Below are 6000 nucleotides of genomic sequence, written 5' to 3' on the forward strand. Positions count from 1 at the left end.
ACGGTCACAGCGGATCTCAACGATTGCACGGTCAAGCAACTAGACTGGGCGCATGTCCAGCACCCCCGCAGAGCCCCTGCGGCCCCTGACTCCCGACGAGGAGACGCTGGTCCGCGCCCTGGGCCAGGTGATGCACGTCCTGCCACGGACGATCGACGCCGACATGGTCGGCGATCGCCAGCTGCCCCTCACCGAGTACAACGTCCTGCGCGTCCTCTCCGAGACACCGGACCGGCGGCTACGGATGAACGAACTCGCCACGGCCTGTTACCTCTCACTGAGCGGCATGACCCGCACTGTCGTCCGACTCGAGACCCAGGGCCTGGTCAAGCGGGTCCGCTGCGAGGAGGACGCCCGCGGGTGGAACGCCGTCCTCACCGATGCCGGCTTCGCCCGCCTGGAGGAGTCCTGGCCCAGCCATCTGGCCGCCGTGCGACGACGGTTCCTGGCGCACTTCGAGGGCTTCGACCTCGTCCAGTTGGCGGAGGCGTTCCGGCGGGCCGGCACCGTCGACTGAGACGGCGTCAGCCCGCCGCCGGGGTCAGCAGTTCGGCCAGCCGGGTCAGCTGGGTCGGGTCGGACAGGGCCGAACCGACAGCCACCACCCGTACGCCCGCGTCCAGGAACGCGCCGGCGTTGTCCGCGTCCAGGCCGCCGGTGGCGACGAAACGCAGTTGTGGCAACGGGCCGGCGACCGCCCGGAACCAGGCCGGCCCGAGCGCGATCGCGGGGAACGCCTTGAGCCAGGTGAGGCCGTGCCGCAGCGCCTGCTGCGCCTCGGTCGGAGTGGCCACGCCGGGCAGGTGCGGCAGGCCGCGCGCGGCGGCGGCATCGGCGACCGCGAGGTCCAGGCCGGGGGCGACGGTGAACGCGGCCCCGGCGTCCGCCGCCGCGGCGACCTGCTCGGCGCCGAGTACCGTACCCGCGCCGACGATCCGATCCCGCTCGCTGCCCGCCGCGACGGCGGCCCGCAGCGCCGGCACCGCGTCGGCGGTGGCCACCGGCACCTCCACCACGTCGATGCCGAGGTCCCAGGCCCGGCCGGCGAGGCGGACGGTCTCCGCCACCGGCAGGCCCCGCAGGATGGCCATCACCGGGGTCGCGCCGAAGATGTGGTCGAAGTCCATTGTGCTCACTGCTTGCTCCATCCGAGGTCATGGGAGATCTGCTGCGTCGTGGCCAGCAGCCGGGGTAACAGGCGGCGCAGATCGACGAGGCTGGCCACCACCGTCGGCGCGGTGATCGACACGGCCGCGGTGACCGCGCCGTCGGCGTGCCGTACCGGGGCGGCCACGCAGTTGATCAGCGGCTCGAATTCGCCGTCGTCGGCGGCCCAACCCCGGTCCGCGACGGCCGCCAGCTCCGTGCGCAGCGCCGCCGGGTTGCAGATGGTGCCCGGGGTGTACGCGCGCAGCTCACCACGGTCGAGCAGGCCGGTGCGACGGGGCTCGGGGCAGTACGCCAGCACCACCTTGCCCACTCCGCTGGCGTGCAGCGGGGCGGTACGACCGATCTGCGAGTACATCCGCACCTGGCCGCGTGCCTCGATCTTGTCCACGTAGACCAGGTCGTCGTCGACGAGCTGGGCCAGGTGGATCGTGTGTCCACAGTCGCGGCCGAGCGCCGCCAGGTGTGGGCGGGCCACGGTGCGCACGTCCAGGGAGTCCAGGGCGTGCTGGGCGAGGCCGATCAGCCGCAGTCCGACGGCCCAGCCACCGCCGCTGCGGCGGGCGAAGCCACCCGCCTCCAGGGTCTGCAACAGGCGCAGCGCGGTGGACTTGTGGACCCCGAGGTCGGCGGCCACCTCACCGAGTTGGGCGGGCTCACGGGCCAGCAGCTCCAGGACGCGCATCGCCCGGTCGACGCTCTGCGACACGCCTCAGACCTCCGTCCGGACGCCGGTCAGGTCCAGCGGTGACCAGGCGTCGACGGACGCGTCGAGCAGCCGATCGAGCCAGGCCCACGGCGGCAACGGGGCGTTGTCGGCGCTGCTGCCCAGCGCCTGCGCCGCCACCAGGTGCCCGAGGCGCAGCCGCCGCACCGGGTCGAGGCCCCGCAGCAACCCGGCCAGGTAGCCGGCCGCGAACGCGTCCCCGGCGCCGACCGGTTCGACCACCGTCACCCGGGGGGCCGCGACGAAGACCGGTTCGCCATCGCGGCCCAGGGCGGTGGCGCCCACCGCACCGTCCTTGACGACGACCGTCTCCGGCTCCGGCAGCAGCCGGCGCACCGCGGCCGGGTCGGCGGCGGCCCAGAGGGCGTACGCCTCGTCCTGGCCGACGAAGACCAGGTCGCTGCGGTTGGCGAGGTCGCGGAGCACCGGCGCGGCTCGGTCGACTGACCAGAGCCGGGGCCGGTGGTTGACGTCGAAGCTGACCAGCGCGCCCGGCAGCGGTCGGTCGGTCACCGCGTGCTCGACCAGCGCCGCGCAGGAGTCGGAGAGCGCCGCAGTGATCCCGGACAGGTGCAGCACCCGGGCGCCGCGCAACCGCGAGTCGGCCAGCGCCGTCCGGTCCAACCGGGACGCGGCCGAGCCGGCCCGGTAGTAGTGCACGGCGGTCGCCGTCGGGCCCGGGTCCTTGGCGTACAGCCCGGTGGGGGCGCCCGGGTCCACGGAAACCTGATCGACCTGGGCGCCGGTGGCGGCGACGTGTCGGACGACGGCCCGACCGAAGGGGTCGTCACCGACGCGGCTCACCCAGGTCACCCGGTGCCCGAGCCGAGCCAGGTAGCCGGCCACGTTGGACTCCGCGCCGCCGACCGACACGGCGACCCGCTCGGCGCGTTCCAGCGGCTCACCCGACACGGGGCCGAGCACCACCATGGTCTCCCCCACCGTGACCACCTCGACCGGGGGTGGACCGGCCGAGGTGGTCACGTGGTGCGGTCGGGCGTCCGGCGACATGGGGGCACACATCCTCGCGGAGGGGTTCGGGGTGTCGCCGAGCTTAAGCGCGTTGCAGTGGACGAGCAACCCGTTGCACTATGCGCAACGGAGGTCAGGGCAGCGTCAGTCCGTACGCGGCCAGCACCTCCTGGATCGGCTGGTAGTAGGTGGTGCCGCCGGCCGTGCAGTTGCCGGTGCCGCCGGAGAGGATGCCGAGGATGGTGCCGGTGGACGCCACGTAGAGCGGCCCGCCGCTGTCCCCCGGCTCAGCGCAGATGTTGGTGCGGATCAGCCCGTAGATCACGCCGGTGGAGTAGTTGACGGTCTGGTTGAGGCCGGTGACGACGCCGCAGCGCACCCCGGTGGTGGTGCCACTGCGGCACACCGCCTGACCGATGTACGCGGTGCCGGGGCCGTTGATGGTCAGCAGTCCCGGGTAGGTGTAGACCGCGCTGGGATGGGCGATCCGACCGGTGTAGCGGATGATCCCGTAGTCGTTGGTGGGATAGCTGGTGCCGGCCCGGGTGCCGAGCACGGTGGCCTGGGCGCTGTCGGTGTACCAGGTGGCGGCGACGGTGGTGCAGTGCCCGGCGGTGATCACGTAGTAGGTGCTGCCGCTGCGCGCGTTCGCGCCGAGTGAGCAGCGGCCGCCGCCACCGTAGATGGCCTGCCCGGCGGCGATCAGGGGGCGCAGCGTGCCGGGCTCCCGGCGCAGCAGCGCGCCGGCCCGGTCGGCCACCGTCCGCAGGGCCGTCAACTCGGTGGGGGCCACGGTGTCGTCGACGGTGAGGGTCATCCGGCCGGTGGCCGGATCGAGGCCCCAGGCGGTGCCCGCCGTGCGTACGCCGGCCAGCACGGCCGTGGCGGCCGCCTGGTCGACGACCTGCGGGGCGGGTGCGGCCCGTTCGGCGACGGCGGCCTGCGCCACGCTGGGCGTGCCGAGCAGGAGGGTGGTCAGGACGAGGGCGACGAGCGGGGAGCGGCGCATCCGAACCTCCGCAGAGATCGAGAACTATGGATGCCGTCAAGCATCTCCCGACGGCTGGCGCCCTGGCAACACCGCACGGGTCGGTGGGAATCGCCGATCCGGGGACGGGCAGCGGCGGCGACGCCGATAATCCTCAACAGATGCGGCGGGAGGCCGGGCATGACCACCGGAGGCACGACGGCGCTGGTACGCCGGCCGGAGGGGTCGACCCGGGCCACGCTGCTGGAGCTGCTCTTCGACGTGGTCTTCGTGGCCGCGCTCGCGCTGGTCTCCAAGCTGATCGCCGAACGGGATTCCTGGTCCGGTGCCGCACCGGTGCTGCTGATGCTCGCGGCGCTCTGGTGGACGTGGTCGGTCACCTCGACCACCACGGAGTTCTACGACCCACAGCAGCGCCCGATCCAGGCCATCCTGATGGTCGCCATGCTGGGCTCGGTGGGGATGGCGGCGTCCCTGGCCTCCATCAACCACGCGATGATCTTCGCGGTCGCGTACGTCACCACGCACGTCGTACGCGGCGTCGTGCTGGTCAGTACGTTGCACCGACAGCACCACCGGCCGGCCGAAAAGCGGGCCGCCCGCTTCCTGTTCTGGTTCCTGGTGTCCGGCGTCTTCTGGATCGTCGGAGGGGTGCTGCCCGGCGGCGCGCACTACGCGCTCTGGAGCGTCGCCCTGGTGATCGACTATCTCGCCAGCGCGGCCCGCTACCCGACGCCGCGACTCGGGCGGGTGCCCATCGAGCAGTACGAGCGGACCACCGGGCACCTGGGCGAGCGGTACCAGCAGTTCATCATCCTGGCCCTGGGCGACATCATCCTGGTGCCCACCCTGGAGGTCAGCGCGGCGGACTTCACCCGCGCCCGGCTCATCGCCCTGTTCTGTGCCTTCGCGACCATGCTGCTGCTCTGGCAGATCTACGTCTTCCGGGCCGACGAACTGGTACGCGGGCTCTCCGCGCCGGCCCTGCGCCGGGCGGCGCGGCTGGCCCCGTACACCCATCTGGTGATGCTGCTCGGCGTGATGGGTACGGCGGCCGCCTTCGACCTGGTCGTCGTCCGGCCGACCGGTGCGACACCGCTGCGGTGGCTCATACTGATCGTCGGCGGCCCGATCTTGTTCGTGGTCGGACGCATCCTGTTCACCTGGCAGGTCTCCGGCACCGTGCCGTGGCGTCAGTTGGCCTGGCTGCTCGTGCCGCTGCTGGCGCTCCCGTGGGCCGGTGGATGGCCGCCGGTGCTGGTCACCGTGGTCGCGGCCCTCGGGCTGGCCGGTGTCGCCCTCGGCCACGGTGGCACCCGCCGTGCCACCACGCCGGGGCTGCGGATGCGGCGGCCGGTCTAGTCGAGGTGGCGAGCGGTCCAGTCGGCGAGGTCCCGGGCGCAGGAGTCCACCGACTCCATCCACGTGCGGGCCGCGCCATCCCCGGCCTCGTCGCTGACCTGCTTGACCAGCCGGCACGGTACGCCGGCCTGGGCGGCGGCCCAGGCCACCGCGTACCCCTCCATGTCGACCAGGTCGGCTCGCTGCGCCAGGCGGTCCCGCGCGGCGTCGTCGGCCACGAACGCGTCACCGGTGGCGAGGATCGCGCCCTCGGTGGCCAGCGACAGCGGCGCGCCGAAGATCTGGCCGGTGAGTGCCCGCAGCAGCTCGGTGTCCAGGTCGTGCTGGAGCACGGTGGCGACCTCGTGGATGCCGGTCCAACCGGGGCGTAGCGCCCCCGCCGTGCCCAGGTTCAGCAGCAGGGCGGGACGCGGCCCGGTGGCCAGCACCGTCGCGACCGCGCTCGCGGCGTTGACCTTGCCGATCCCGGTGAGCAGCACCGGCAGGTCCGGCGACAGGTAGCGGGCCTCCTCCTCGACGGCGAGCACCACGAGCGGACGATCGGCGCGCACCGTACCCCGAAGAATCACCGGAGCATCCTAGCGGTCCGCTCCCGGCGGTGACCGTGGTGGCGGTCACCGTCCCCGACGCCCTGGTGCTCGGCGTCCAGCCAACGTTCAGCGTGGTCGCATCTCGCGTCCAGGCTGGTGGGGCAGGCTGGTCCAGCGAGTCACCGGACCGGGCCGGGTGCGTCGCCGACCACCGGCGGCACACCCGGGCGACGGGGGCGCGCGCCGGCGCCCGC

Annotated in this window: 8 protein-coding genes; 3 read left to right on the plus strand and 5 right to left on the minus strand. The window is 73.3% G+C overall.

The window, feature by feature from the left end; all coding sequences use genetic code 11:
- Nucleotides 1–52: 52 nt before the first annotated feature.
- Nucleotides 53–517: a MarR family winged helix-turn-helix transcriptional regulator gene (locus V6V47_RS07330; RefSeq protein ID WP_334627289.1), complete on the plus strand. Its 465-nt coding sequence runs from the start codon at nucleotides 53–55 to the stop codon at nucleotides 515–517.
- Nucleotides 518–524: 7 nt separating this feature from the next.
- Here the strand turns inward: V6V47_RS07330 and V6V47_RS07335 are convergent, their stop codons facing one another.
- The 4 genes from V6V47_RS07335 to V6V47_RS07350 form a co-directional block, all read right to left on the minus strand.
- Nucleotides 525–1127, minus strand: a complete 603-nt coding sequence (locus tag V6V47_RS07335) for a bifunctional 4-hydroxy-2-oxoglutarate aldolase/2-dehydro-3-deoxy-phosphogluconate aldolase (protein WP_334627306.1) — start codon at nucleotides 1125–1127, stop codon at nucleotides 525–527.
- Between the two features lie 5 nt (nucleotides 1128–1132).
- Nucleotides 1133–1876 carry an IclR family transcriptional regulator gene (locus tag V6V47_RS07340; protein WP_334627290.1) on the minus strand — a complete coding sequence of 248 codons (744 nt, stop codon included), beginning with the start codon at nucleotides 1874–1876 and terminating at the stop codon, nucleotides 1133–1135.
- 3 nt (nucleotides 1877–1879) lie between these two features.
- Entirely contained in the window at nucleotides 1880–2905 is a 1026-nt protein-coding gene (locus tag V6V47_RS07345) for a sugar kinase (protein ID WP_334627291.1), read from the minus strand.
- Nucleotides 2906–2999: 94 nt separating this feature from the next.
- A complete protein-coding gene (locus V6V47_RS07350) occupies nucleotides 3000–3875 on the minus strand; it encodes a S1 family peptidase (protein ID WP_334627292.1) in 876 nt (291 codons plus the stop codon).
- A 159-nt stretch (nucleotides 3876–4034) separates the two neighbouring features.
- Between V6V47_RS07350 and V6V47_RS07355 the strand changes: the two genes are divergently transcribed.
- Entirely contained in the window at nucleotides 4035–5216 is a 1182-nt protein-coding gene (locus tag V6V47_RS07355; protein ID WP_334627293.1) for a low temperature requirement protein A, read from the plus strand.
- On the opposite strand, the gene V6V47_RS07360 is transcribed toward V6V47_RS07355, so the two are convergent.
- Nucleotides 5213–5785 carry a nucleosidase gene (locus tag V6V47_RS07360; RefSeq protein WP_334627294.1) on the minus strand — a complete coding sequence of 191 codons (573 nt, stop codon included), beginning with the start codon at nucleotides 5783–5785 and terminating at the stop codon, nucleotides 5213–5215. The two genes, V6V47_RS07355 and V6V47_RS07360, sit on opposite strands and share 4 nt — an antisense overlap.
- A gap of 29 nt (nucleotides 5786–5814) precedes the next feature.
- Here V6V47_RS07360 and V6V47_RS07365 point away from each other — a divergent pair.
- On the plus strand, nucleotides 5815–6000 hold a 186-nt coding region (locus V6V47_RS07365), incomplete at its 3' end, for a hypothetical protein (protein WP_334627295.1).

This window comes from Micromonospora sp. CPCC 205539, from assembly GCF_036906815.1.
Lineage (GTDB): Bacteria > Actinomycetota > Actinomycetes > Mycobacteriales > Micromonosporaceae > Micromonospora.

Coding starts and splice junctions, on each gene's coding strand:
- V6V47_RS07330 (WP_334627289.1), top strand. CDS start 53: ATGTCCAGCACCCCCGCAGAGCCCCTGCGGCCCCTGACTCCCGACGAG.
- V6V47_RS07355 (WP_334627293.1), top strand. CDS start 4,035: ATGACCACCGGAGGCACGACGGCGCTGGTACGCCGGCCGGAGGGGTCG.
- V6V47_RS07335 (WP_334627306.1), bottom strand. CDS start 1,127: ATGGACTTCGACCACATCTTCGGCGCGACCCCGGTGATGGCCATCCTG.
- V6V47_RS07350 (WP_334627292.1), bottom strand. CDS start 3,875: ATGCGCCGCTCCCCGCTCGTCGCCCTCGTCCTGACCACCCTCCTGCTC.
- V6V47_RS07345 (WP_334627291.1), bottom strand. CDS start 2,905: ATGTCGCCGGACGCCCGACCGCACCACGTGACCACCTCGGCCGGTCCA.